Raw genomic sequence first — 24138 nt, 5'->3', positions numbered from 1 at the left:
CCGGTCATTACCCAATATTCGTAATAAAAAATCATTGAATTTTTAGAGAACTTCTATTTCCAGTATTTGTCACATAGGAATTTAACTACAATTGTTGATTAATACCTCTATTTTATTGAAGGGGTGAACGCCTTGCTTTCTTATGTGTTACCTGCCTTTTGGAATATGATAACCAGTTTTTGTGCAAAAATTTGCTCAATTAATTTTAGTAATTACACATCAAAATCCAATATTATCTATATATTAGTCAAATTATTAATTAATATTGATAAAATATACAAATTTGTGCAAAGTTTGCAATTTTTGAACCAAGGATTTAAATCTTACAAAATTACAATATCAAATGGGAGAGCATGGTAGTGTGAATTTCATTGGTTAATGTCTCTATCCCCTATGTATTGGCGTAAAATCTTGATTTCTCTAAAGACTGGAAAAGTATCCCTCCCCCTCGTCACCAAATTCTAATCAGAAGAAAATTCAAGACAAAGATGAGTAATGAATTAATGGGTGGTTTAATAAAGAGCGCAATTAGATCCTAAAAAGAGCGGTCATTTAATCGCTTTCTACGCTTGGTGTAAAACTTCCGCTTCTTTCAATAATTGTAACCGATCGGCAATACGAACATGAAAATCATTCTTGAAAAAAAAGAGTACAACTCAGTAAACCCTTCAACAATAAATTCCAATGATCTAACAATAAATCAAACACTTTCTAACGCTAAATTTAAAAACCTTCAAGTATGAAATTTGAAAAATCAAACCAACAATGGTATCACCTGCAAAAATGCGTATTGGTGATTCTCTTTATGATGATAGCCGCCCTTGGGTATTCACAAAATAACATTACGATTTCAGGGGTAGTGAAAGATGATATGGGTCAACCCTTGCCCGGGGCAAATGTATTGGTCAAGGGAACCACCAATGGTACACAGACCGATTTCGACGGTAAGTTCCAAATAGAGTTGTCTAGCGGAAGCGAAGCACTAATAGTATCGTATGTGGGGTTTAAAACACAAGAGATTAATGTGCTAGGAAAATCGACTGTTCAGGTCAATATGGTCACTGACGCCGCTGCTTTGGAAGAAATCGTGGTGGTAGGCTATAGCAGCCAGAAAAAAACTACGGTTACAGGAGCCATAAGCACAATGAAAGGAGAGGATATCGCTGAAATCCCCGTAGCAAACGTAACGCAGTCCCTTGCCGGTAGGGTGTCGGGTGTGAGCATGCGCCCTAATGGAGGCGGACCTGGTGGAGATAATCCTGACATCCATATTCGTGGTATTGTAAGTACCGGTAACAACAGCCCATTAGTCGTTGTTGACGGAATACGAAGGGATAATATCAGTCAAATAGACCCTAATAGTATTGAAACCATAACCGTGCTGAAAGATGCGGCGGCCGTTGCACCTTTTGGTATTGGTGGTGCCAACGGGGTAATATTGATTACGACCAAAAAAGGAGCTACTGGAAAACCTGTGGTGAGCATAAGTTCTTCCTACGGCTTCCAGAGTCCGACCTATTTGCCTGAAATGCTGAATGCCCAAGATTATATGGCCCTACAGAATGAAGGCTATTTTAATTTGAACCCGAATGGTACCACTCCACCTAACGATCCAGGTTTGGTGGCCGATTACAATAATCTGCATATACAAGACCCTTACAGGTATCCAGATTCCAATTTTGTAGATGAATTTCAAAAAGATGCGCCCGTAAGTATCAATAATGTTCAGGTAAGTGGTGGCACCGATGTCGTGAAGTACCATGCAGGAGTTGGACACTACAGTCAAAAAGGAATATTTAAACCTATTGGTTACCAAAGGTATAACTATAGCCTCAGTCTAGATGTTCAGATGGCCCCGAAGACCAAAGTAGGCATGTCGTTATACGGGTCTATCGAAGATACCGATGGCATCGATGCCGACGAGAATCTGACCCACCTAATGCGGAGTTTTTATAAATTCATACCTACGCAAACCTTATTGTATCCTGAGGGGGACAAATGGGGGGAATCTTCTGGTGGAACTCCCATGGGGGTCCTGAATTCCAACGGTTATAGAAGAGATGAAGACAACACCTTGTTAAGTTCTGTCTATCTCGAACAGGAATTACCTATTGAAGGGTTAAGTGTTAAAGGGGTATTTAGCTATGATCCTTCTTCAAGTAATGATAAATTATGGCATGTTCCATTTATCTATCACAATATTGACTTGTCGCAAACCCCGTATACCTATACCGAGGCAATTTCACTACAAGAGGGTAGTGGGGCACCCTATACTTGGTTGCAGCTTGCGAACAACAGGTCTAAAAAGTTTACGTACCAGGGCTATATCAATTATGATAGAATATTCGGTGACCACAGTGTTACTGCCCTGTTCGTAGCCGAAGCAAGGGAAACCAAAAATGATTGGTTTAATACCCGAAGAAATAATTTTGCTATTGAAATCGATGAGATGAGTTTGGGTAGTTCAGATAAGTTAGATTATGACAATGCCGGGTCATCTAGTACGGCCAGTGAACTAGGGTATGTTTATCGCGTGGGGTATACTTATAAAAGCAAGTATATCTTAGAAGCTTCAGGTAGGTATGACGGTCATTATTCTTTTGCTCCGGGAAAACGATGGGGCTATTTTCCCGCATTTTCGGCAGCATGGCGAATTTCTGAGGAAAATTTCATGCAGGGCTCTGCCGTAAATAATTTAAAATTGAGAGGGTCTTGGGGAAGATCGGGAAACCTTCCTTATATCGACGGAAATTTGGCAGCTTTCCAATATTTGGCCGGATATGATCTTCGAGGTAATGCCTACGCCTATGGTAATGGTTCATTAGTTCAAGGCTCCCGTGTACAGAATGAAGCGAACCCCAATATCACTTGGGAAATATCTACGAAATTAGATGTTGGTTTTGATTTAAGCCTGTGGAATAGTCTGGTGAATATAGAGTTCGACTACTTTCATGAAGATAGAACCGGTATGTTGTTACAGCCTCAGGTGACGCTGCCCGTAGAATATGGGCTATCGCTTTCGCAGGAAAACAAGGGGATTATGGACAACAACGGATTTGAGTTCAGTATCGGTACTCAAAAGGAATGGGAAAATGGTCTAAGTTTGACGGCTTCGGCGAATATGAGTTATGCCGAGAACAATATGATCGAAGTGTTTCAATCGGATGCCGAACGCGATAATCCGAACAGAACAAAGGTGGGGCGCCCTTTTGGAACGCCTTATGGCTATAAATCTTTAGGGTTGTTTACAACTGCTGACGACACTAACGGAGATGGTATTATCAATGGTACTGATGGTTACAATGTGGAACAATTCGGAGATTTGCATCCTGGGGATGTGAAATATGCCGATTTGAGCGGACCAGACGGAGTTCCCGACGGAAAGATCGACTCGAACGACCAAACCGTTATCGGAAATCCGGTATACCCCTCGACGACCTATGGTTTGAATACGAACTTGGCATATAAAGGTTTTGACCTTTCATTATTCTTTCAAGGATCTGCTAATTCCGATATCAATATTCAGACGTTTTTGACCTCTCCATTTGCGAATAATGGTAGTAATACTTCCTATGAGTACTTTAATAATAGATGGACACCCGACAACCAGAATGCTAAATATCCTAGGGCCACTCCTTCCCCATATTCCAACAATACCCAAGGGTCTGATTTCTGGATGGTTGATACCGGATATTTACGATTAAAAACTGCTTCCCTTGCGTATGAGATTCCTCGAAGTGTAACGGAAAAGCTAAAATTGTCGTCGTTAAGGTTTCATCTGACCGGTCAGAACTTGCTTACCTTTAGTAAGCTTGATTTTATAGATCCTGAATTGGGGTACAACGATCGCGAAAATGCCTATCCGGTATCTAAGTCATTATCTTTTGGAATAGATGTTTCCTTTTAATCATTAAATTACAGAATGTCATGAAACAAGTACTATATAGAATTAAAACCATCGGCATATGTGCATTTATTGCATTAGGTGCCCTGTCATGTGATAGCGAGGAATTTCTTGAAAATGAGAACAAGTCGATACTCACCGATCAAACACAATGGTCTTCCGAAGCCAATGCAGATATCTTTATAAATGACGTGTATAGTGAAATTCCACGAATTTCAACGCTGGCAGAACAATTGGATTACTACACAGACGATTATAACATCAGTCACTATTATACCGCATCGAACTGGAGACAAGGAATTTGTCAGGCTCCGGGATCTAGTAATGCGAGTCCATGGGGCGGTACCTACGGGCCGACCAATGGCTATACTTGGGAGACCTTTTTCGTGAAGCTTCGAAAGTGTAACACGGGTATTCAGAAACTGGAAGAAAACAAAGAGAACTTTTCATCGGAATACTATAATAAACGAATTGATGAATTAAAGTTTTTAAGGGCATTCTTTTACAGCGAGTATTTTGTACACGTCGGTGGACTTCCAATACTTACGGTGCCTTTAGATAGAAATACCATGACGGAGGAAGAACTGCTTACCCCAAGGGCAACGTTTGAGGAAACCTTTAATTTTATTACAGGAGAACTGGAAAGTATTGTAAATAATGGTGCTTTAGACATCAAATATGAAAATGGAAATGGGGATGCCGGTCGTGCTACCTTGGGTGCTGCGCTGGTTTTGAAAGGATGGATTGAGCTTTTTGCTGCAAGTCCGCTGTTCAATAGCGGAACAACCTATCTCGCCGATCCAGATAACTTTGTCCATTTTGCTTCTCCAGATCCGGGCCGATGGGTAACGGCGGCAGCTACGAATAAAAGATTTATAGATGAATTTGGGGGCACCTATGCATTGTTCGATGACCTTCCGAATCTCTGGAGGGCTTCCAACGAATACAATTCCGAAATCATCTGGGACCGCCAAATCGTTGCCAATGTGGGTGGAATGGGCACGAATTACGAAAGGCGTGGAGGGCCTACCTATGTTTTGGGACAGTATATGACCTGGGGTAATTACAACCCTACACAAGAATTGGTCGACGCATTTGCCATGGCTAATGGTAAACCTATTGCGGATCCAACTTCCGGATACGATCCTCAAAACCCCTATGAAAATAGGGAGCAACGTTTTTATGATTTTATTGTTTATGACGGGGCACCTTATAAATTAGATTGGATGCCAGAGGAAGACGTAATCTACACTCGTATTGATGAGACCTACGCAAATCCTGATAAAACCAATCAAATTGACCTTGCAGGGTCGACCGATGTAGGCGATTCGGGCTATTATCAAAAGAAACGCTTAAATCCCGATGCCGCTCCCGGAAATGATGCGAGCGGACAAAACGATGTTTTTTATAGGTATGCCGAAGTTTTGTTGAACTATGCCGAAGCTCAAAATGAGGCCGCTGGTCCAGATCAATCCGTATATGATGCTATCAATAGTATTCGTAATCGTTCCGATTTACCGGATCTTGAAACTGGTTTGACAAAAGACCAAATGCGCGAGACAATTCATAATGAACGACGGGTAGAGCTTTGTTTTGAGAATAAGCGGTATTTAGATAATAAACGTTGGCAACAACAAGAAGAGACGATGGGGGTACCAAGACATAATATGGTGATCCGAAACTCGGTACCTTCCGATAATTCAGGGGTTTGGGTGTATAGTGTTGAAGAAGAAGTGAAGTATACGGCCAAGTTCGAGCCAAGACAATACATGAGTCCACTCCCACAGAACGCTATTGATCAAAACCCGAACGTAAAACAAAACCCTGGGTACTAATTGATAGGAAAGTTCGGTTCGTTAGAACCGTGGATGAATATCATGGTATGAATTAAGATTGTTGGGGGCGTTTTTAATGTCCCCAACTTCATTTAGGTGTTGTGCGGGCCAGAAAATAAATTAAAAATTGAACATTGTTTTTTAAATGATGGTTTTGCTTTCATTTTAATATCTTTGATCTTATTTAATTTGTAATAAAGAAACCAATTAACATGGCCTATAACTTACTGAAAGGAAAAAGAGGAATAATTTTTGGGGCACTAGATGCCAATTCCATTGCTTGGAAAACCGCGGAACGTATTCATGAAGAAGGGGGAACCTTTGTTTTGACGAATGCCCCTATTGCTATGCGTATGGGGCAGATAAAAGTTCTGGCAGAAAAGACAGGTTCCGAGATTGTTCCCGCCGATGCGACCAATGAGGAAGATTTGGCCAATTTGGTAGCAAAAAGTACTGAAATACTTGGAGGAAAGTTAGATTTTGTACTTCATTCTATCGGTATGTCTGTAAATGTTCGAAAAGGAAGGTCTTATATGGATGAAAATTATGACTTTACTGCCAAAGGTTGGGACGTTTCCGCCTTATCTTTTCACAAGGTGATGCAAAGCCTTTACAAGGCAGACGCCATGGCTCAATGGGGTAGCATAGTAGCATTGACCTATATCGCTGCGCAGCGCAGTTTTCCCGATTACAACGATATGGCCGATAACAAAGCATATTTAGAGTCCGTCGCCCGTAGTTTCGGGTACTTTTTCGGAAAAAACAAAATGGTTCGGGTAAATACTATTTCACAATCGCCAACCGCCACTACGGCTGGTCAAGGAATAAAAGGTTTCGATGGCTTTATCAACTATGCAGATAAAATGTCGCCCTTAGGCAATGCTACCGCCGATGATTGTGCCGATTATACCGTAACGTTATTTTCTGACCTTACGAAAAAAGTCACTATGCAAAATCTTTTTCATGATGGCGGTTTTTCAAATACAGGGGTTAGTCAAGAGGTTATTGATGAGTTCGCCAAGTAAAAAGATTTCGATTTGAATTATAAGCCATCCCCTTGGGGTGGCTTTTATATTGTATATTAAGCAATGGTGTTGTCGTTTTCTTTTATTATTCCCGTTTTCAATAGACCTGATGAAATCAATGAGCTATTGGAGAGCCTTTCAAAACAGAGCTATCAAAAGAACTTTGAAATTGTCATAGTAGAAGATGGCTCAACCCAAAGCTCTGAACCGGTCGTTGAAGCATATAGCGATAAGTTGACAATTTCATACTTTAAAAAGCCAAACTCGGGCCCTGGTGATTCAAGAAACTATGGTATGAGAAAGGCGAAGGGCAATTATTTCATTGTTTTAGACTCCGATTGTGTATTGCCACCACAATATCTAGTGGAAGCCGAAAAATCACTCCAGGAAAACTTTGTACATTGTTACGGTGGGCCCGATGCTGCCCATGATTCGTTCAGCACGGTACAAAAGGCTATAAATTATGCTATGACATCGCTCTTGACTACAGGAGGGATTAGAGGTAATAAAACAGCGGTTGGAAAATTTCAGCCCCGTAGCTTTAATATGGGGATTTCAAGAGAGGCGTTTGAAAACGTTGGGGGGTACGGAAATATTCATCCTGGTGAAGATCCCGATTTGACCTTTCGCATTTGGGAAAAAGGGTACGAGACGAAATTAATATCAAAAGCTTTTGTGTTTCATAAACGTAGAATCGATTGGAGGAAATTTTATATACAAGTGAACAAATTTGGTATGGTAAGGCCTATATTAAATAAATGGCATCCTGCTACGGCAAAAATAACATACTGGTTTCCTACGTTCTTCTGCTTAGGTTTTTTGGTCGCATCATTACTTTTTATAGTTGGGATATCATTGCCTCTTTGGTTGTATGCAGTTTATTTTGTTTCACTTTTTGTAGACTCCCTAATTAAGAACAAAAACGTTTCAGTAGCGTATCTATCGCTAATCGCTGCTATGATTCAATTTGTAGGTTATGGCTATGGTTTTTTAAAATCAACAGTTTACATTAATTTTACCGGCAAGAAACCACAAGAACTGTTTCCGAAGCTGTTCTTTGAGCAAAAAGCAACAACGTGATTAAGAAAATCAAAAGAATCCTGAAAAAAAGAAAGGTCAAGATTTTTCTTATTTTTCTGCTTTGCTCAAGCATGATATGGTTCATCAATAATCTTTCTGAGTCATACGTCAATTACGCCACCTTCGACCTTGAATATATTAACGCTCCAGATAGTCTACGCTTGGCAGATATCTCAAAAGAGAATGTCAATGTGAAACTAGAGGCGGTGGGCTTTCAATTTTTGGGATTCAATCTTAAGAATAAGACGGTTGTTATCGATTTATCGGATGTGGAGAACGAAGATTCAAAGTTTTTTATACCCCACGCCGTTTTTAGAAAGCAGATCGAGAGTCAGTTGCCCAGTTCGATGTCTTTGCTTGAAATGGATAAAGACACCTTGTCTTTTGATTTTTATCGCACGGAAAATAAAAAAGTGAAAGTCAAACCTCGGTTAAGAATAAATCTTGCCCAGAATTATTTATTGGATGGTGAGTTGTTGATAGAACCAGATTCTATAATCATAACAGGGCCGAAAGATGAAATAGATTCAATAACTGAGGTGCGTACTATTAAACAGAACCTTTCGGATCTGACAGCTGATTTTTCAAAAACCTTAGAGGTCTATAGATCTCCTGAACTGAAAAAGACGGTTTTTTCGACCAAGACGGTGCAGGTGTCTGGCGCGGTAGCTCGATTTTCAGAAAAAATATTGGAAGTGCCAATTAAAGTTGTCAATGAACCCAAAGGAATGAAAGTAAAGATATTCCCTGATAAAGTATCGGTTGTTTGTAAAGCTAAAATTGATGAATTAAAGCAATTGGAAAGTTCAGATTTCCAGGTAACCGCTGATTATGGGGCTGTTAATAAGAGTGATTTGAATATGCTTGACCTGATATTGGCTAAAAAGCCCAAAAGTATACACAGTGCCCGCCTGAATGAGAATAAGGTAGAATTTATATTGACGCAAAAACAATGATTGTAGCATTGACCGGTGGTATTGGAAGTGGTAAGACCACAATTGCCAAAATGTTTGCGAATTTGGGGGTTCCTGTCTATAATTCGGATCAATGGGCGAAAAAATTGATGGGCTCTTCTAAGAAGTTAAAGACGGCAATTACGCAGTTGTTGGGAGAAAATGCATATAGTAATAAAGAACTGAATAAGAAGTATATCTCCCAAGCGGTTTTTAACAACAAGATACTGTTGCAAAAATTGAATGAAATTGTACACCCGCCAGTTCGTGAACATTTTTCAACTTGGGCAAGTGGGCAAAACGCCTCTTATGTAATACAGGAAGCCGCGATTATTTTTGAAAATAACGGGTATGAATTCTACGATAAGATTATTTTGGTGACTGCACCGATTAAGCTTAGAATCGAACGGGTGGTTGCACGCGATGGGGCTTCGGAAGAGGAGGTTTTGGCACGAATGAATAATCAATGGTCAGATAAAAAAAAGATGGCCCTATCGGACTTTGTTATCGAAAATATCGACCTTACGACTACACAAATAGAGGTTGAAAACCTTCATAACGTGCTACTTAACCTATCGGCCCAATCCTAAATTTTAACATTTTTGTTAAGGTTTGGTTAAACGTACAAAATGCTAAATGTTAAATCTTTAATTTTACAATAAGATGAATAAGAGGTTGTTTGTGCTTTTGGTAATCTTGATGAGCCTCTCACTTATAGGAATCATCTTTGTTCAGGTTTTTTGGATCAAGCAATCTGTAGATGATAAGGAAGATCAATTTTCCAATACGGTAACCGAAGTTTTGAACGAGGTAACCGAAAAAATAACCAGTAGGGAAATAAAAGATTATTCCGAACGATATTTTGAACTTAAAGATAGTGTAGGTACCCCCAGCGACGCTCATCTTAAGAACTTTTCTTTTATTGAGAGGGATATGAATTCCAATGAAATCCGGCTATACGAGCACGGTATTTTAGAGGAAGATTATAATATAGCATCTACGTTCTTTGACAATGGTAGCGGCGACGATACCACAATAATTAAAAATTTCAAGAGCAAACGAACCACGACCATTTATAAAGAAGATTTTGGTTTAGATGGTAAGGGATACCGGTTAGATGCGGTTCAGAAACTTGAAAAAATAGGCGGATTGACCTCTGTCGAAAAGGCTGTTTTCGAAGATGTGTTCGGTGAGTATGCAAAAAAAGAACCGATTCACAGAAGGGTTTCCAAACAAGAAATAGAGTTGCAACTTGATAGGGAACTTAAAAACAGGTCGTTGGATATTGATTTCGAATATGGAGTCTATAGTAATGGTCTTCCGACCAGGGTGAAATCTAGAAAGTTCAAACTTGGGGAAAGCACCATTTACCGGGCACCAATGTTCAAAGATAGTGAAGGAAACTCCAACTTTTCGTTATTAATCTCATTTCCTAGGAAGAAAGGTTTTTTGATCAGTTCAATCTTGAACATGGCCATTTTATCATTAATGTTCACATTGATTATTGTTGTTGCCTATGCAGGGGCTATTCACCAACTCATCAAGCAAAAGCAGATTTCTGAGATAAAATCCGACTTTATAAATAATATGACGCATGAGTTTAAAACACCTATTGCAACGATTAATTTAGCTGTTGAAGCCATTAAAAACCCTAAAATTATAGGAGACCAAGAAAAAATTAGACGGTATCTACAGATGATTAGGGATGAAAACAAGAGAATGCATGCCCAAGTAGAAAATGTATTACGCATATCGAAATTGGAAAAAAATCAATTGGATATAAGTAAGGATAGGGTAGATGTTCACGACATAATTCAGGATGCCATAGCCCATGTCGAATTAATTGTCGGAGATAAAGGAGGGTATATAAAAACTCATTTTAACGCAGAAAGAACTGATGTGTTGGCCAATGAAATGCACTTTACCAACGTGGTGGTCAACGTCTTGGATAATGCCATAAAGTATTCGCCAGAGGCTCCTAAGATTGATGTGTATACCGAGATGGCAAAGAATTTTATAATAATTAAAATAGTAGACCAAGGAGCCGGAATGAGTAAGGCGGTTTTGAAAAAAGTATTTGAAAAGTTCTATCGCGAGCATACGGGGGACGTACACAATGTAAAAGGACATGGTTTAGGTCTGGCTTATGTAAAACAAATTATAGAAGATCACCAAGGAGAGGTGTATGCAGAAAGTGAAAGAGGTAAAGGAAGTACTTTCTATATAAAACTACCTTTAATTTAATAACATATGGAAACAATAAATAAGAAAATACTTTTAGTGGAAGATGATCCAAACTTTGGAATTGTCTTGAAAGATTATTTGTCAATGAACGATTTTGACGTCACCTTGGCAAAGAATGGGATGGAGGGATTCGAGAAATTCAAGAAAGACAATTATGATGTCTGTATATTGGATGTAATGATGCCTTATAAAGATGGTTTCACTCTAGCTAAAGAGATACGGGAGAAAAATGAGAACGTACCCATAGTCTTTCTTACCGCTAAAACGATGAAAGAAGATGTTCTAAAAGGATATAAAGCCGGGGCCGATGACTATTTGAACAAACCATTTGATTCAGAAGTTTTATTGGTAAAGCTTAGGGCAATTCTTCAGAGAAAAGCATCGAACACATTGGCAGATAGTAAAAAGTTCGAATTCAAGATTGGAAATTTCCACCTCAATTCAAAATTGAGATTTTTGAAGTATAAGGAGGAGGAGGCTATAAAGTTATCTCCCAAGGAAAATGAGTTGTTAAGGCTTTTGGCCCTTCATGAGAATGACCTTATGCCTAGGGAACTGGCCCTTACTAAAATTTGGAGGGACGATAATTACTTTACCTCTCGAAGTATGGATGTCTATATTGCCAAATTAAGAAAATACCTAAAGCGTGATGATGTTGTCGAAATATTGAACATCCACGGGGAAGGTTTTAGATTAGTGGTGAAAGAAGAATAGGCGCCAATCTAAAAAATATTTATAAAGGCATCCATATAAATGGATGCTTTTTTTTTTTGGCGTTTTTACGGCAGTTTTTTTAATTTTCGCAATATTTCCGCCAATATTTCCTCAGGCGTTTGGTCGATGGAAACCGAAAGGGCATCCTTTGGTATTTCTAAGGTTTCGAATTGTGATTTGAGCAGGTCAGGCGGCATGAAATGTCCTTTTCTTTTTTGCATTCTATCTAGAATTGTTTTAAAAGATCCTGATAAGAAAAGGAATACGGTTTTGTCTTCTACGCCTTTTTTTAAAATCTTACGGTATGATTGCTTGAGTGCCGAGCAAACGATTACCACTCCGTTTTTACTATTTTCTCGAGATAGGGAATTCAATCTGAGCAACCAACTTTTGCGGTCTTCGTCGTTTAAAGGATGGCCCGCCGCCATTTTTTTTACGTTTTCCTTTGGATGAAAATCGTCACCATCATAGAAGGGAATCGCCAGTTCTTTCGCCAGTGATTCGCCAATAGTAGTTTTTCCTGAACCGGAAACTCCCATAACATAATAAATCTTTGCTTTAGCCACGAGGTTGTTCTTTTAATTTGGTATTGATTGCCATAACTACTTTTTCAGTGGCGGTTTGGTTATCGAGCCGTAACATTTGATCATCTTTTCTGAACCAAGTGAGTTGTCTTTTGGCGAAACGTCTTGTATTTTTTTTGATTTCCGATATGGCAAAATCCAAATTCCATGTTTCATCGAAATAATTGAAGAGTTCCCTGTAACCTATCGTTTGTAAAGCGTTCTGGTTTCTGTGCGGGTACACTTCCCGGGCTTCCTGTAAAAGTCCTTGTTCCATCATAATATCGACCCTTTTTTCAATACGGTCATAAATCACTGCTCTGTCTGCGAAAAGCCCTAAAGTTATGCTTTTAAAAGGTCTGGGGGGCTTTTGTTGATTTAAAAAGGAAGAATAGGGTTTGCCAGAACCCAAACAGACCTCCAAAGCCCTTATGACACGATGCGGATTCTCTAAATCTACTCGCGAACTATAAGAGGGATCTAGGTCTATCAACATTTTTTGTAGTTTTTCAATGCCTTCGTTTTCCAGCTGTTTGATGAGCTTATGGCGCACATTCGAAGGAATAGAAGGGAATTTATCCAAACCCTTTGTAACGGCATCCACATAAAGTCCACTGCCGCCAACCATAATAACCACTTTCTGTTTTTCAAAAAGTTCTTTTAGCAACCCTATGGCATCTCGCTCAAAATCACCCACCGAATAGGTGTCGAAGATACTTTTATGCTGAATAAAATGATGCTTGGCAGCTTGTAATTCCTTTTCGGAGGGGACTGCCGTTCCAATACTAATTTCTTTATAAAATTGACGCGAATCGGCCGATATGATTTCAGTGCCATAAAAGTTGGCTAAATTAATAGCCATATTCGTTTTTCCTATCGCTGTAGGACCTACAATGCAAATCAAGAGCTTTTCGGCCATCAATCATCACTTAATTTATGCCCACATTTTCGACAATATTGCGCATCTGAGCGTATAATATCAGCACCACAGTCTGAACATGAAAGGCCTTCACCCTGCGTTTTGTCTTTATCAAGCTTGGAAGCGTATTCAGCTGAAACAATGCCTGTGGGCACAGCTATAACACCGTAACCGATTATCATAATCAGTGTTGCTATAAATTGACCCAAAGCGGTTTCGGGCGAAATGTCGCCATAACCGACAGTGGTGAGCGTAACAATGGTCCAGTATACGCTATGTGGAATACTGGCAAAACCATGTCCCGGTCCCTCGACCAAATACATTATGGTGCCGAGCAAAACAGAAATGATGAGGACGAAAAAAACGAAAACGAAAATTTTTGTTCGGCTGGCCTTTAATGACCTTACCAAATTATTCGATTCGCCGACAAACCGGACCAGTTTCAGAATTCTAAATACCCGCAGTAATCGAAGTGCCCGAAATGCCGTGATATATTGGGATCCAACTACGAAAAAAGACAGGTATTTAGGTATGGTAGATAGAAGGTCAATTAATCCGAAGAAACTAAAAATGTATTTTTTGGGCTTATTTATACAAATAATTCGGAGTATATATTCAATCGAAAAAAGGATAGTGACGATCCATTCGGTTACATTGAAAAAGGTATGATATTTTGCGTCAAGACGGGGTATGCTCTCGAGCATGACAATTACCACACTAAAAACAATGAGAACCAGTAAAACAACATCAAACAGTTTGCCTGCCGGTGTATGGGTACCGTATATGATTTCATGTAGGGTATTTCGCCACCCTTTATTTGGTTTATGCGTTTTCAAATTTTAGATATCTAGTTCCAATATTTTTAAAACCCTACGTTTTCTCAGATACGATTCGATGATGTGTTTGGCATTCGCACTGGGCGTCATTGGTGTAATAATTGATTCTAAGATATGAATATTATTGATTTGATGATTCAAGTTGTAATACCCCAATCCCTGAAAGACACCGTTTTTAATAAGAATAGCGCTGTATTCGCCTACTTCGCGACCTTTATCGACAATAACGATATTTTTTTTATTCAGGGCGTATTTGTCGAATACTTGTTTTACCCGCTCATTATATTTTGCTGCTGTTTCTTTGCTAGCACCTTTTGGGCAGTCAGTTTCAAGATCCAAAATTCCATTTAGTTTTGGACAAAGTTGAAATTCTTCGGTCACTTTTTTTATAAAATTATTTGCACTCTCTAAACCGTTAAAAGTGGTAATTCTATATTGAGATTTACAATTGGACCTTTCAATAGTCAACGCTTGATAGCCCGATTCGTTGACATTGAAATAAACGGCATGCGAGAATAGTTTTTGAGATCTTGGTCGTCCATATTTTGGTCTGTTTCGGGAAAGCTCCTCATTTTCCTTTAATAGGGCGACCAATTCACTGCCCGTTTTTTCAAAGGTAATCTTCTTGGTTTCTTTCTGAAGCTTTCTGGCTTTTTGACCGTTTTTGGTGAAATGTTGGTTTACCCGCTTTTTAATATCACTACTTTTTGCCAAGTAAATAATATCACCGTCTTTGTTGTGCACATAAAAAACGCCTGTTTCCGAGGGCATTTGTTGAACAATATCGAGCTGCCGAGGTGAGAGCTCACCATGTGCCTCTATGCGAACAATATCTTTGATGATGGCCTTGTCGGTATCTTTGGCAAGCAATAGTTTAAAGAGTTTTAAAGTGGCAAGGGCATCGCCATTGGCTCGGTGTCTGTCGGTAACCGGTATGCCCAGAGATCGAACCAGTTTGCCCAAACTATGGGACTCGGCTTCAGGAATTAATTTCTTGGAGAGATCGACCGTGCATAGTGTTTTACGCTCAAAATTGTACCCCAATCTGCGAAATTCGGTACGCAAAATACGATAGTCGAATTGGGCGTTATGAGCCACTAGTATGGCATCTTGTGTAACTTCAACGATACGTTTTGCTATTTCATGAAACTTGGGCGCCGTACGCAACATTTTATTGTTGATGCCGGTAAGGTTGACAACGAAGGGCTGTATTTCTTTTTCAGGATTCACCAGGCTTATAAATTTATCTATTACCTCGTGACCATCGAATTTATGGATTGCAATTTCGGTGATGCCTTCCTCATTATATTTGCCTCCGGTTGTTTCTATATCTAAGATTGCGTACATGCAGTTCTAAATTCAAATTTAACACATGTTCCCTATCAGGTTTAATGTGAGTTTCGTTCCCCAAAGATACTACTTCCGATGCGTACCATCGTGCTACCTTCTTCAATAGCTATTTGAAAGTCACCACTCATGCCCATAGATAATATAGATATGTCGGGCAGTGAGCTCTTCGTTTTTTCGAACAAGGCTTTTAGGGTTTTAAACTCTCGCCTTACTTGGTGTTTGTCATTTGTAAAAGTAGCCATACCCATCAGGCCCTTAATTTTAATGTTTTTTAATTCATGTAATTCTGGGTTTAGTAACAGGTCGTTTAACTCTTTTTCATCAAACCCGAATTTGGTGTCTTCCTCCGCTATGTGTATTTGTAATAGGCAAGCTATGGCGCGCTCATGTTTTTTTGCTTGTTTGTCAATTTCTTTTAGCAATCGAAAGCTGTCGACACCATGAATCAAAGAAACAAACTCGGCCATGTACTTCACCTTGTTTCGCTGAAGATGACCAATCATATGCCATTGTATGTCTTTGGGTAATTTTTCCCACTTGGCAACCATTTCTTGAACCTTGTTTTCCCCAAAAATCCGTTGGCCATTGTCATAGGCTTCTTGAATCATATCGTTGGGCTTTGTTTTGGAAACGGCAACTAGGGTCACACGTTCATCGAGATTCTTATTAATCTGAATTAGATTTGTTTTAATTGACATCTAGTATTTAATTTTCGATTTATTGTTTCCTCTGATCTTTTCTTTCAATAATTACTAAACTGCAAACTGATCGGCTATTTTTTCGGCTTTTTGGGAAAGGGAATAGTCATAAAACCCTTCTCCTGATTTTACACCCAATTTTCCAGCGGTGACCATGTTAATAAGAAGAGGGCAGGGGGCATATTTCGAATGTTTAAACCCTTCATACAAAACATTGAGTATTGATAGACATGTGTCAAGACCAATGAAATCGGCTAGTTGCAAAGGACCCATGGGGTGCGCCATACCTAGTTTCATCACCGTGTCGATTTCTGTTACCCCGGCCACACCGTGGTGCAAAGTTTCAATGGCCTCGTTGATCATCGGCATTAAAATACGGTTGGCAACGAAACCCGGATAGTCATTGACAACAGTAGGTGCTTTATCTAATTTTTTCGCAACCTTTATTATTTGATCAGTGGTCTCTTCCGAAGTGCTGTACCCACGAATAATTTCAACCAAGGGCATAATTGGTACCGGGTTCATGAAATGCATGCCAATAACCTTTTCGGGTCGCCGAGTCGATGAGGCGATTCGGGTAATGGAAATTGATGATGTATTGGTAGCCAAGATTGCTTCATCATCGCAATGCATATCAAGTTCCTTGAAAATTTTTAGCTTTAAATCAATGTTCTCCGTTGCCGCTTCGATTATAAGATTTGCATTCTTGATACCTTCTGCCAATTCGGTATAGGTAGAAATACCGTTTAAAGTGTTGGTCTTGTCGCTTTCGGAAATTTTTTCTTTGGCTACCATGCGATCAAGATTGTTGGAGATTGTCACAATCCCTCGGTCTATGGCTTCTTGTGAGATATCAACTAAATTAACGTTGTAGCCCTTTTGTGCGAAAACATGGGCTATTCCATTACCCATAGTACCGGCACCTATAACTGCTATTCTATTCATAATTTAGGGTTGTTTCAATTACCTTTTAGGATAGTATTTTTGTTTTCTGTCAAATCATTAGCCGTTTTAAACGGCTCCGAGAATTGGAAATTCGACCATTGACCATTGGTTTCTTCAAAAAATACTGCTATTTAGCAATCCGTCATTTTAAAAAGAGGCTATAATTTGTAATGCAACCTTTAGCGCCCTGGTACCTTGCTTTAGGGTAACAACAGGCTGGGTATTTTTTGTAATGGCCTCGGCAAAAGTTTCTAATTCATCCAATATGGCATTGTTGGTGGCAATACGGGGATTTTCGAAGTAGATCTGCTTCTTTACCCCTTCGGCATTCTGTAAAATCATATCGAAATCGCCGGCCTTTTCGGGTGCGTCTTTCATTTTTACCACTTCGACCTTTTTCTCTAGAAAATCTACTGAAATATAAGCGTCTTTCTGAAAGAAACGGGATTTGCGCATGTTCTTTAACGAAATTCTACTTGCCGTTAGATTGGCCACACACCCATTTTTAAATTCGATACGCGCATTGGCAATGTCAGGAGAGTTGCTGATGACCGAAACACCACTTGCCTTGATGTGCGCCACCTCTGAATCTACGACACTAAGAATGGCATCAATATCATGGATCATTAGATCGAGTACAACGGGCACATCGGTGCCACGGGGATTGAATTCTGCCAATCGGTGTGTCTCAATGAACATGGGGTTTTGAATATTGTTCTTGACGGCCGAAAAGGCAGGATTGAATCGTTCAACATGTCCTACTTGCCCTTTTATATTATACTTTTCTTCGAGAATCAACAATGCCTCGGCTTCTTCCAATGTATTTGTAATTGGCTTTTCGATGAAGATGTGTTTCCCTTTTTCAATGGATTTTTTAGCGCATTCGAAATGGGAAAGGGTAGGGGTTACAATATCGACGACATCTACGGCATCTATCAAACTATTGATATTTTCAAAATAGCGATAACCAAATTCCTGGGAAACTTTTTTGCCATTAATGGCATCGGGGTCATAAAAACCGATTAAATCATATTTTTTAGATTCGTTTAGTAACCTCAGATGGATTTTTCCTAAATGTCCCGCTCCGAGAACACCGACTTTGAGCATAATTTTGATTTTTATCAAAAATAAGGAGATTAAATCGGAATTTATCAATTGTTGTTCAGTTAATAGTTCTTACTATTTTTTGAAAATAGCATTGACCATTACTTCTTTACTTTTATACCTTTGTAGACTAAAACCAAACCATTGAAAGATACTTTAAAGCATCGGGGAATGCGCAATAAATTGGCAGATGTGCTTGTTAAAAAGGGTATTACCAATAAAAAAGTACTCGATGCCATTCGTAGCATACCTCGACATTTGTTTATCGATAGTAGTTTTGAGGGGCACGCTTATCAAGATAAGGCATTTCCTATTGGTGCCGAGCAGACCATTTCACAACCGTATACCGTTGCTTTTCAAACGGAATTACTCGAAGTAAAGCCTGGCTATAAAATTTTAGAAATTGGTACGGGAAGTGGTTATCAAACAGCCGTATTGCTAAAATTAAATGTGAAGGTATATACTATCGAGCGGCAATTACAACTCTTTAAGAAGACCAAAATTTTCTTTGATAAAATGGGATACCGACCTAAGAAGGCCATATTCGGTGATGGTTATAAGGGGTTGCCCGAACAAGCTCCGTTTGATGGTATTATTGTTACTGCCGGTGCTCCTGAAGTGCCAAAGGCACTATTGTCTCAATTAAGTATAGGAGGGAGATTAGTGATACCTGTCGGTGTAGATGAGCAGATCATGACCTTGTTTATTCGAAATTCGGAAAAGGAATTTGAGAAAAAGGAGTTCGGTTCCTTTCGGTTTGTTCCTTTATTAGCAGACAAGAATTAGGGGTATTGGAGATACGGTTGCGTAATGGTTAAGCATTCCTATTTTTGGTGTCTTCAACTTTCCGGTATGATGGCTTGAGTGGTGTGAATGGGCTTGTAGGTCTAATAATTCAACTGAATTTAAATTGGTCCGAATAATCTTCTGTCAAAATTAAAGGGGTTGGTTTCTACTATTTTTACTTTTCCGAAATCGTGGTGTAAAGGATTTATAAGGTAGTTGTGGTCACCTTGTACAATTGCCGAAGGCACTTTTAAAATAAGGCCCTTTTGGTCATTTATGAAGTTATCACCTTCTGTTTGGGTAAAGTCTAAAGGAGGATTGCTTCTCCAATTTTGATTTTTTAGCCTTTTTTGATTGTATTCAATAATCAATTTTTCAGGTATTTCTATCGATGTCAGATAGTAGTTTTTTGGAAGCCCGTAGAGTGCTACATGAACGGCTACCTCCAAATTAGCCAAGGCTCGTGATTCTGCCGTGTATACAACTCGAGTGCCCTTGTTGTTCCATCTGCCTCCATATTTTTCGGCACCGATGCCCGAAAGGTCATTTTTATATTTTTCCTTGGAGAGTCTAAAGACAATCATGCTAATATTCCGTGCTCTAACCTGCCAAGTTCGTCCTTTACCATATTTACCCCGATACTGGTATCAAGTAGTTCTTTTGGCTTGACGCCCCCTAGGGCAATACTTTCTGATGCAAGCCAATCAAAGAAATTTTCATGGTCTCCAAAAACAGATACTCCATAGTTCAGTAATTGAAATATGGATAGGATTCGCTCGCTTTGCTCTTGACGAAACGTTTTGTTTTCTTCTTTGTGCCGTTCCATAGTTCTTGTGGAAACATTAAGAAACTTCGACCAATCTTTGGTTGTGAACGGAGAACGTGCAGATATATTGGAGAACTCTTTATAGGGTATTCCTTCCCGTACCAATTTAATTAGGGTGTAAGACCTTTGGTCGTCATTCCATTTGAAGGATAGGTCCGTTCCATCTTTTTGAAATATCTTTTTAGCCAATGACATCGCTACAGTGTTTGTTCAGAAATAAATATACGACATTTGTCTAAAAAACAACGACAAATAAAGGTTAAAGTTGTGTTGACATATTAGAGGTTGTTTTATAATATGAAATAGGCCCCTGAAGTGAAGGGCTGTAAATCGTTACTTTCAGCAATACGGGATGAAATTCTTTAGCGTAACCGTAGCTACGATTTCCCCAACGTTCGGGTTAAATCAAATGGTGCGTAAAATGAGTATGGAAGGTCGACACGTTTCAGTACAGTCGCTTAGTTGTTGAAGTTTTTCTTAATTCGGGCTAAATCTCGCTTATTGTCGCGATCTTTGATTGTTTCACGTTTGTCGTATAACTTTTTTCCTTTAGCCAAGGCAACATTTAGTTTGGCAAGGCCACGGTCGTTAAGAAAAAGATTCAGCGGAATAATGGTCAACCCCGAAGTGTTTACCTCTTTTTGTAATTTTTTTAACTCCCGTTTGTTCAATAGAAGTTTTCTTTCCGCCTTTGGTTTGTGATTATAATGCGATGCATGCGAATACTCATCAATTTGCATATTGATGATAAAAAGCTCTCCATTATCGTTGAATTCACAGAAGCTTTCAGAAATCGAAGCTTTACTCTGGCGAATGGATTTTATTTCAGTTCCTGATAATACAATACCGGCCGTGTATTTATCAAGTAGTTCGTACTCGAAGCGGGCTTTCTTGTTTTTAATATTGACTTTTTGCTGCTGCATATGGGAACAAAAATAGGAACAATAATTCTATATGCAATTCTCTAGAAAAATAATAATTCTGTTAAGATAGCCGTATTTTTACGTCTCATTTAAAAAACGTCATATGTATAGAGTGATTACTATTCTAATGTTCTTAAGTGTTATATCTTGTGAAGACGATAAAAAAAAGGAACCCGGTAAATTGTCGGCGCAACAAATAGTAGATAGCAGTATTACGGTTTGCGGGGGCGATTTGTACAAGACAAGTGAAATCGCATTCGGTTTTAGGAATAAAACCTATATTTTAGAAGGCAAACAAGGCGAAAGGATCCAAAAAAGATTGACCGTTAATGATTCCGCCATTGTTACCGATATTGTCCAAAATCAAAACTTCAAGCGCTTTATAAATGATAGTTTGGTTAGCGTTGTAGATTCGATGGCGACAAAATATTCCAATTCTATAAATTCGGTACATTACTTTGCGTATTTGCCTTTTGGTCTAAATGATCCCGCGGTAAATAAAGAATTATTGGAAGAAGTACGAATAAAGGAAAAGGATTATTATAAGGTCAAAGTGACGTTTGAGCAAGAGAATGGGGGTGTCGATTATGAAGATGTTTACCTCTATTGGTTTAATAAGCAAACCTTTAAGCCCGACTACCTTGCCTATGAGTTTCTTACAGATGGAGGAGGTATGCGTTTTAGGGAAGCGTATAACGAACGTTTGGTAAACGGAATTCGTTTTGTGGATTACAAAAATTACAAAACCGTAGATAGATCCATTGCAATCAACAAAATTGATAGCCTGTTTGTTGCCAATCGATTAGAATTGTTATCTAAGATTGAATTAAAAAATATTGAAATTATTCCGGGCAATTACAATTGAATTCCAATCGCATATCGGTTACGGTGCCGTTGATTATTTGAACAATATATAAACTGCCATTATCGTCATCATCCATTTGGGAATATTTATTGTTCTCGATCAGTATGTTCACAAACTCTGGTATTGTATTGCTATGTCCTACAACCAATACATTCTTATCCAAATTATCAATTTTGAATTGTTCAATATTCACATCTTCTAAATTGTAATATTGTAAAGAGAGGTCGTTTTTCACCGACAAAGGTGCCGCTGTCATTGTGGTCCTTTTGTAATCGGTGGTGTAAACGGCATTTATATTGACGTCTTTTAAGATTTCTGCCCAGTGCATAGCCCTTCCTAAACCTTTTTGATTTAACTCAGGGTCCTGATTTTCAGGATCGGTTTTGTCTTTTTCGGCATGCCGAATAAAATAAAAGGTAGAAATAGCAGGTTCTACATAGGCTTCCTCCAAAGGCTTGTCCTCCTTGCACCCTATAATGGCTAGGGCCAGAAATATAAATACTATATGTTTTATTGATTTCATTGGTATGGGTTAGATAGTTTCCCTAGGTCAAGCAACCACATTATTGGCGGTGTATGGATAAACCATTTTCAATTTGTCCATCAGGCCGGATTTTGTTCCATAAGGGCTAAAAAAACATTAATTCTCGTTTGAAATATTTTGGCTAATGTAGGAATGGTTTTATGGGTTGAAAAAATCATGTTAAATTATTAACTAAAATTACAGAAAAATAGTATGTAAGATTGTCGGTTTTTTGTTCTTTTGTATATGTCTAAATTCTGGATTTTTTTTTTCATTTTTTCGATGGCGGTTGTCATCCGGGGCCAAGAGGTCTCTTTGCCTGTTGATTTACGACAGCACAATCTAGTGGAGTACAACTCAAGTTTGTTCAACCCTACTTTCTCGTTAGACTACAATTATCCGCAATCAATTGCTTTGTGGATGCGTTGGCAATGGCAAAGTGTAGATGTTGATCCTACAACACTCTTTCTGAATTATTCTACAAAACTGAACGATGTTTCCTCGGTCGGAGCAGCTTTTTTTCAGCATAATACAGGGCTTTTCTTTAATACAGGGGGTGTTGTAAATTATGCGCGCACTTTCAATTTAAGCCCGACGCTAAAATTAGCGGTAGGTGCAAATGTTTTTGGTTTTAAACAAGAATTGGCCGATGAGCGTTTTCAGGCCGATCCTCAACTACCGTTTCCTGACCTTGCGCCTTCCAATGATTTTATTCTTCAATTGGCTCCCGGTGTTCGCTTATCCGGTGGGAATTTCTCCTTTAGTTTGGCTTCGGAAAACTTGTTCGATTATAATTTTAAGGATAAGGGGCAAAATACTTCCCTTTCCGACAAAATATTTTTAGGAATGGCTTCTTACGACTTTCCAATTGGTATGAAAAAAGATTCAACAGCTTTTCTCAGGCCTCGAATCTATTTGAGAACCATACCTGGTATGAGCAATCAAATTGGAATGGGTACGCTTTTCAGTACAAGTAAATATTGGACGCAGGTTGGATATAACAATTTTTATGGGGTTTCATTCGGTGCGGGAAGTACATTTTTCAAACGCGCTTCGCTGGGTGTTTTAGTGGAGTTTGGAACAAGCTCGACGATGCGTGACCAAGATCCTTCTTTTGAAATTGTAATGGGTTACTTTTTTGGGAAACCGGAAGAACGTAGGAAAAAATTCGGGGTGGAGGAGATTGAGGAGAATCCTTTAGAGGAAACGGATGAGAATGAAAAAATAAAGGAAGAGCTAAAAAAAGCGCAGAATTTAGCCAATGAAAAGAAAGATGTCGAGCGAGCTGAAGAGAAACTGCGGAAGAAGGAAGCTAAAGAGCTTGCAGCCTTGGAAAAGAAAATGCGAAAAGATTCTTTGGCCCTTGTCAAGAAAGATACTGAGGCTTTGGCCGTCGAGCAAAAAGAAGCAAAAAAACAGGCAAAAATAGCGGCCGAAAAAGCCGAAGAGGTAGCTCGGGAAACTGCAAAGAAAGAGGCTTTGGCCTTGGCTGAAAAAGAGGCTTCTGAGCGGGAAGCAGAGCAGAAAAGATTGGCTGCCGAGGCAGAAAAAGCTGAAGCCATCAAAGTAGCCCAACTTGAACAGCAACGACTAGATTCGATTGCTAGGGAACAAGAAAAGGAAGCCTTGGCCGAGGCACAAAGAGCTGCTCAGATAAAACAGGATTCTATTGATAGCGCAGCACGTGAGGCTATCGAGGAGGCTAGACGAAAACAAACAGAAGTTGCCAAAGCACAAAATGAAGTAGATAGGCCCAAGGCAGGGGAGAAGTATGAAGAAGTCAAGACCGAAGATGGACTCTTACCCGGGTATTACCTAATTACAAACGTTTTTGGAACGAAAAAATACTTTGAGGCCTTTATGGCCGATTTGGAAAGAAAAGGGTTGCAGCCAAAATCTTTCCTTCGAAGTAAAAACAAATTCCATTATGTCTACCTTGAACGTTACCAAACTATGAGTGAGGCCAGAAAAGCACGGGACAGCAAATTTAATGGACGATATCAAGAAAAAACTTGGATATTTAGAGTGAAAGAGGAGTAGTGGTT

At 39.1% G+C, this 24138-nt stretch carries 22 protein-coding genes; 11 read left to right on the top strand and 11 right to left on the bottom strand.

What is annotated here, in order from left to right:
- Positions 1-739: 739 nt before the first annotated feature.
- The 8 genes from AACZ88_RS11245 to AACZ88_RS11210 all read left to right on the top strand — a co-directional run bounded on the left by AACZ88_RS11245 (position 740) and on the right by AACZ88_RS11210 (position 11755).
- Positions 740-3907 carry a TonB-dependent receptor gene (locus AACZ88_RS11245; protein WP_339710066.1) on the top strand — a complete coding sequence of 1056 codons (3168 nt, stop codon included), beginning with the start codon at positions 740-742 and terminating at the stop codon, positions 3905-3907.
- 20 nt (positions 3908-3927) lie between these two features.
- Complete coding sequence (locus AACZ88_RS11240; protein ID WP_339710064.1) at positions 3928-5739, top strand: RagB/SusD family nutrient uptake outer membrane protein; 1812 nt, start codon at positions 3928-3930, stop codon at positions 5737-5739.
- A gap of 212 nt (positions 5740-5951) precedes the next feature.
- Positions 5952-6764: an SDR family oxidoreductase gene (locus AACZ88_RS11235; RefSeq protein ID WP_339710062.1), complete on the top strand. Its 813-nt coding sequence runs from the start codon at positions 5952-5954 to the stop codon at positions 6762-6764.
- Positions 6765-6827: 63 nt separating this feature from the next.
- On the top strand, positions 6828-7844 hold the full coding sequence (locus AACZ88_RS11230) for a glycosyltransferase (RefSeq protein WP_339710060.1): 1017 nt from the start codon (positions 6828-6830) through the stop codon (positions 7842-7844).
- A gap of 71 nt (positions 7845-7915) precedes the next feature.
- Positions 7916-8800, top strand: a complete 885-nt coding sequence (locus tag AACZ88_RS11225) for a YbbR-like domain-containing protein (protein WP_339710058.1) — start codon at positions 7916-7918, stop codon at positions 8798-8800.
- Positions 8797-9387, top strand: a complete 591-nt coding sequence (gene coaE, locus AACZ88_RS11220; protein ID WP_339710056.1) for a dephospho-CoA kinase — start codon at positions 8797-8799, stop codon at positions 9385-9387. The genes AACZ88_RS11225 and coaE overlap by 4 nt, the downstream gene beginning before the upstream one ends.
- A gap of 73 nt (positions 9388-9460) precedes the next feature.
- The gene (locus tag AACZ88_RS11215; protein WP_339710054.1) at positions 9461-11041 is read left to right on the top strand and encodes a HAMP domain-containing sensor histidine kinase; all 1581 of its coding nucleotides are present in this window, start codon (positions 9461-9463) and stop codon (positions 11039-11041) included.
- 6 nt (positions 11042-11047) lie between these two features.
- Positions 11048-11755 (top strand): response regulator transcription factor, encoded by a 708-nt coding sequence (locus AACZ88_RS11210; RefSeq protein WP_339710053.1) that lies wholly within the window; start codon positions 11048-11050, stop codon positions 11753-11755.
- 65 nt (positions 11756-11820) lie between these two features.
- Here AACZ88_RS11210 and AACZ88_RS11205 read toward each other — a convergent pair whose 3' ends face one another.
- The 7 genes from AACZ88_RS11205 to AACZ88_RS11175 all read right to left on the bottom strand — a co-directional run bounded on the left by AACZ88_RS11205 (position 11821) and on the right by AACZ88_RS11175 (position 18173).
- Complete coding sequence (locus AACZ88_RS11205) at positions 11821-12321, bottom strand: gluconokinase (protein ID WP_339710051.1); 501 nt, start codon at positions 12319-12321, stop codon at positions 11821-11823.
- Positions 12314-13237, bottom strand: a complete 924-nt coding sequence (miaA, locus tag AACZ88_RS11200; RefSeq protein ID WP_339710049.1) for a tRNA (adenosine(37)-N6)-dimethylallyltransferase MiaA — start codon at positions 13235-13237, stop codon at positions 12314-12316. The genes AACZ88_RS11205 and miaA overlap by 8 nt, the downstream gene beginning before the upstream one ends.
- On the bottom strand, positions 13237-14073 hold the full coding sequence (locus AACZ88_RS11195; protein WP_339710047.1) for an ion transporter: 837 nt from the start codon (positions 14071-14073) through the stop codon (positions 13237-13239). The genes miaA and AACZ88_RS11195 overlap by 1 nt, the downstream gene beginning before the upstream one ends.
- Positions 14074-14076: 3 nt before the next feature.
- Positions 14077-15420 carry an exonuclease domain-containing protein gene (locus AACZ88_RS11190; protein WP_339710045.1) on the bottom strand — a complete coding sequence of 448 codons (1344 nt, stop codon included), beginning with the start codon at positions 15418-15420 and terminating at the stop codon, positions 14077-14079.
- A 41-nt stretch (positions 15421-15461) separates the two neighbouring features.
- Positions 15462-16121, bottom strand: coding sequence for a YggS family pyridoxal phosphate-dependent enzyme (locus AACZ88_RS11185; RefSeq protein ID WP_339710042.1), 660 nt, complete (start codon positions 16119-16121; stop codon positions 15462-15464).
- A gap of 54 nt (positions 16122-16175) precedes the next feature.
- Positions 16176-17066, bottom strand: coding sequence for a 3-hydroxybutyryl-CoA dehydrogenase (locus AACZ88_RS11180; RefSeq protein ID WP_339710039.1), 891 nt, complete (start codon positions 17064-17066; stop codon positions 16176-16178).
- Between the two features lie 147 nt (positions 17067-17213).
- Positions 17214-18173 (bottom strand): Gfo/Idh/MocA family oxidoreductase, encoded by a 960-nt coding sequence (locus AACZ88_RS11175; RefSeq protein WP_339709985.1) that lies wholly within the window; start codon positions 18171-18173, stop codon positions 17214-17216.
- 141 nt (positions 18174-18314) lie between these two features.
- Between AACZ88_RS11175 and AACZ88_RS11170 the strand changes: the two genes are divergently transcribed.
- Complete coding sequence (locus AACZ88_RS11170; protein ID WP_339709983.1) at positions 18315-18956, top strand: protein-L-isoaspartate(D-aspartate) O-methyltransferase; 642 nt, start codon at positions 18315-18317, stop codon at positions 18954-18956.
- 119 nt (positions 18957-19075) lie between these two features.
- Here AACZ88_RS11170 and AACZ88_RS11165 read toward each other — a convergent pair whose 3' ends face one another.
- The 3 genes from AACZ88_RS11165 to smpB all read right to left on the bottom strand — a co-directional run bounded on the left by AACZ88_RS11165 (position 19076) and on the right by smpB (position 20705).
- On the bottom strand, positions 19076-19540 hold the full coding sequence (locus tag AACZ88_RS11165; protein WP_339709981.1) for an RES family NAD+ phosphorylase: 465 nt from the start codon (positions 19538-19540) through the stop codon (positions 19076-19078).
- On the bottom strand, positions 19537-19977 hold the full coding sequence (locus AACZ88_RS11160) for an antitoxin Xre-like helix-turn-helix domain-containing protein (RefSeq protein ID WP_339709978.1): 441 nt from the start codon (positions 19975-19977) through the stop codon (positions 19537-19539). The genes AACZ88_RS11165 and AACZ88_RS11160 overlap by 4 nt, the downstream gene beginning before the upstream one ends.
- 263 nt (positions 19978-20240) lie before the next feature.
- Complete coding sequence (gene smpB / locus AACZ88_RS11155; protein WP_339709975.1) at positions 20241-20705, bottom strand: SsrA-binding protein SmpB; 465 nt, start codon at positions 20703-20705, stop codon at positions 20241-20243.
- Between the two features lie 103 nt (positions 20706-20808).
- On the opposite strand from smpB, the gene AACZ88_RS11150 reads away from it, so the two are divergent.
- On the top strand, positions 20809-21570 hold the full coding sequence (locus AACZ88_RS11150; RefSeq protein WP_339709973.1) for a DUF6503 family protein: 762 nt from the start codon (positions 20809-20811) through the stop codon (positions 21568-21570).
- Here AACZ88_RS11150 and AACZ88_RS11145 read toward each other — a convergent pair.
- Positions 21548-22093 carry a histidine phosphatase family protein gene (locus tag AACZ88_RS11145; protein ID WP_339709970.1) on the bottom strand — a complete coding sequence of 182 codons (546 nt, stop codon included), beginning with the start codon at positions 22091-22093 and terminating at the stop codon, positions 21548-21550. The two genes, AACZ88_RS11150 and AACZ88_RS11145, sit on opposite strands and share 23 nt — an antisense overlap.
- 246 nt (positions 22094-22339) lie before the next feature.
- Here AACZ88_RS11145 and AACZ88_RS11140 point away from each other — a divergent pair, with 246 nt between their 5' ends.
- Positions 22340-24133: a PorP/SprF family type IX secretion system membrane protein gene (locus AACZ88_RS11140; protein ID WP_339709967.1), complete on the top strand. Its 1794-nt coding sequence runs from the start codon at positions 22340-22342 to the stop codon at positions 24131-24133.
- The last annotated feature ends 5 nt before the right edge of the window (positions 24134-24138 follow it).

The organism is uncultured Kriegella sp. (genome assembly GCF_963975415.1).
In the GTDB taxonomy this organism is placed as follows: Bacteria; Bacteroidota; Bacteroidia; order Flavobacteriales; family Flavobacteriaceae; genus Kriegella.
The sequence above is the reverse complement of the archived record's forward strand: the minus strand, read 5'-3'. Positions and strand labels throughout refer to the sequence as shown.

What these genes read in the sequence shown, in the direction of transcription:
- AACZ88_RS11190 (WP_339710045.1), bottom strand. Translation starts at nt 15,420, where the DNA reads ATGTACGCAATCTTAGATATAGAAACAACCGGAGGCAAATATAATGAG.
- AACZ88_RS11215 (WP_339710054.1), top strand. Translation starts at nt 9,461, where the DNA reads ATGAATAAGAGGTTGTTTGTGCTTTTGGTAATCTTGATGAGCCTCTCA.
- AACZ88_RS11210 (WP_339710053.1), top strand. Translation starts at nt 11,048, where the DNA reads ATGGAAACAATAAATAAGAAAATACTTTTAGTGGAAGATGATCCAAAC.
- AACZ88_RS11175 (WP_339709985.1), bottom strand. Translation starts at nt 18,173, where the DNA reads ATGCTCAAAGTCGGTGTTCTCGGAGCGGGACATTTAGGAAAAATCCAT.
- miaA (WP_339710049.1), bottom strand. Translation starts at nt 13,237, where the DNA reads ATGGCCGAAAAGCTCTTGATTTGCATTGTAGGTCCTACAGCGATAGGA.
- AACZ88_RS11225 (WP_339710058.1), top strand. Translation starts at nt 7,916, where the DNA reads ATGATATGGTTCATCAATAATCTTTCTGAGTCATACGTCAATTACGCC.
- AACZ88_RS11145 (WP_339709970.1), bottom strand. Translation starts at nt 22,093, where the DNA reads ATGAAATCAATAAAACATATAGTATTTATATTTCTGGCCCTAGCCATT.
- AACZ88_RS11230 (WP_339710060.1), top strand. Translation starts at nt 6,828, where the DNA reads ATGGTGTTGTCGTTTTCTTTTATTATTCCCGTTTTCAATAGACCTGAT.
- AACZ88_RS11150 (WP_339709973.1), top strand. Translation starts at nt 20,809, where the DNA reads ATGTATAGAGTGATTACTATTCTAATGTTCTTAAGTGTTATATCTTGT.
- AACZ88_RS11240 (WP_339710064.1), top strand. Translation starts at nt 3,928, where the DNA reads ATGAAACAAGTACTATATAGAATTAAAACCATCGGCATATGTGCATTT.
- smpB (WP_339709975.1), bottom strand. Translation starts at nt 20,705, where the DNA reads ATGCAGCAGCAAAAAGTCAATATTAAAAACAAGAAAGCCCGCTTCGAG.
- AACZ88_RS11140 (WP_339709967.1), top strand. Translation starts at nt 22,340, where the DNA reads ATGTCTAAATTCTGGATTTTTTTTTTCATTTTTTCGATGGCGGTTGTC.
- AACZ88_RS11185 (WP_339710042.1), bottom strand. Translation starts at nt 16,121, where the DNA reads ATGTCAATTAAAACAAATCTAATTCAGATTAATAAGAATCTCGATGAA.
- AACZ88_RS11180 (WP_339710039.1), bottom strand. Translation starts at nt 17,066, where the DNA reads ATGAATAGAATAGCAGTTATAGGTGCCGGTACTATGGGTAATGGAATA.
- AACZ88_RS11160 (WP_339709978.1), bottom strand. Translation starts at nt 19,977, where the DNA reads ATGTCATTGGCTAAAAAGATATTTCAAAAAGATGGAACGGACCTATCC.
- AACZ88_RS11235 (WP_339710062.1), top strand. Translation starts at nt 5,952, where the DNA reads ATGGCCTATAACTTACTGAAAGGAAAAAGAGGAATAATTTTTGGGGCA.
- coaE (WP_339710056.1), top strand. Translation starts at nt 8,797, where the DNA reads ATGATTGTAGCATTGACCGGTGGTATTGGAAGTGGTAAGACCACAATT.
- AACZ88_RS11245 (WP_339710066.1), top strand. Translation starts at nt 740, where the DNA reads ATGAAATTTGAAAAATCAAACCAACAATGGTATCACCTGCAAAAATGC.
- AACZ88_RS11165 (WP_339709981.1), bottom strand. Translation starts at nt 19,540, where the DNA reads ATGATTGTCTTTAGACTCTCCAAGGAAAAATATAAAAATGACCTTTCG.